The 1,247-nt window shown below is 76.3% G+C and carries 2 protein-coding genes; one reads left to right on the top strand and one right to left on the bottom strand.

Annotated features, from left to right (window positions below; all coding sequences use genetic code 11):
- Positions 1-898 (top strand): ROK family protein (locus tag NH339_RS18220; RefSeq protein ID WP_253027469.1); only part of this gene is annotated, 898 nt, incomplete at its 5' end.
- Positions 899-910: 12 nt separating this feature from the next.
- Here the strand turns inward: NH339_RS18220 and NH339_RS18215 are convergent.
- The coding region (locus NH339_RS18215; RefSeq protein WP_253027468.1) for an ROK family protein at positions 911-1,247 on the bottom strand (337 nt) is incomplete at its 5' end.

Below are 1,247 nucleotides of genomic sequence, written 5' to 3'. Positions count from 1 at the left end.
GGTGCTGGCCCGCGCCACCGGGCCCATCCCGGCCTCGCGCGACCCGCACGCGGTCGCCGACGCCATCCACGCGATGCTGCGCCTCGTGGTGCGCGACGCCGCCCCGAGCAGCGCGCTCGTCGGCGTCGGCATGGCCGTCCCCGGCGTGGTGCGCCGGTCCGACGGCATGGTGCGGCTCGCCCCGAACCTCGGCTGGGTCGACGTGCCGTTCAGCGCGATCCTCTCCGAGCGCCTCGGCCGGATCGCCCCGGTCGAGGTGGGCAACGACGCCGACCTCGGCGCGCTCTCGGAGCATCTTCGCGGTGCGGGCGTCGACGTGGCTGACCTCGTGTACCTCTCGGGCGAGGTCGGCGTCGGAGCCGGCGTGATCGTGGGCGGGCACCGGCTCGTCGGCGCGGGCGGCTACGCGGGCGAGATCGGTCACCTGTCGCTCGACCCGCAGGGCCGCGAGTGCCACTGCGGCAACCGCGGCTGCTGGGAGACGCAGGTCGGCGCTCACGCCATCGCCGAGGCGATCGGGTGCCCGGCGGACCGGGTCGCGTCGCTCGACGAGGTGCTCGACGCGCTGACGAGTGCCGACGAGGACCTCCGCGAGGTCGGCCGGCTCCTGGGCCGGGGGCTCGCGAACGTCGTCAACCTGCTCAACCCGCAGGTCATCGTCCTGGGCGGCTTCCTGCGCTCGCTCTACCCCCTGGTGCACGAGGAGGTCGACCGCACGCTGCACGACGCCGCGCTCGTGGCGCCGCAGGAGCTGGTGCGGATCGCGCTGCCCGGTCTCGGGCCCGACGCGGTGCTGCTCGGTGCGGCCGAGACGGCCTTCGGCCGGCTCCTCGCCGACCCGGTCAGCTGCCTGGGCCAGGCCCAGCTCGACGTCGAGTCGGCACTCGTCGTCGCCTGAGCGCGGGACCGCTCAGAGTGCGGCGACGCCGCTGAGCACGTCGGCCAGGGCCTGCTCCGCAGCGCCCAGCGCCGCGGCCTCGATGCCCAGCTCGCCGACCCGCAGCGTGGGTCGGTGCGCGTCCGCCGACGGCAGCCGGTCGGCCAGGGTGGCGTCCGCGTCGTCGAGGATCCAGGGGGCCAGGGGCTGGAAGTAGCCGCCCAGCACCACGGTCTCGGGGTCGAGCACCGTGCACAGGGCGGCCAGGCCGCGGCCGAGGTCGGTCGCCAGCGACCGGAGGACGTCGGCGGCGGCGGGATCGGTCGACGCGCGCTCCGCGACCTGCGCGGCGCGCTCCATGGGCGTGCCC

Source organism: Aeromicrobium sp. CnD17-E (assembly GCF_024124745.1).
GTDB lineage: Bacteria > Actinomycetota > Actinomycetes > Propionibacteriales > Nocardioidaceae > Aeromicrobium.
The sequence above is the reverse complement of the archived record's forward strand: the minus strand, read 5'-3'. Positions and strand labels throughout refer to the sequence as shown.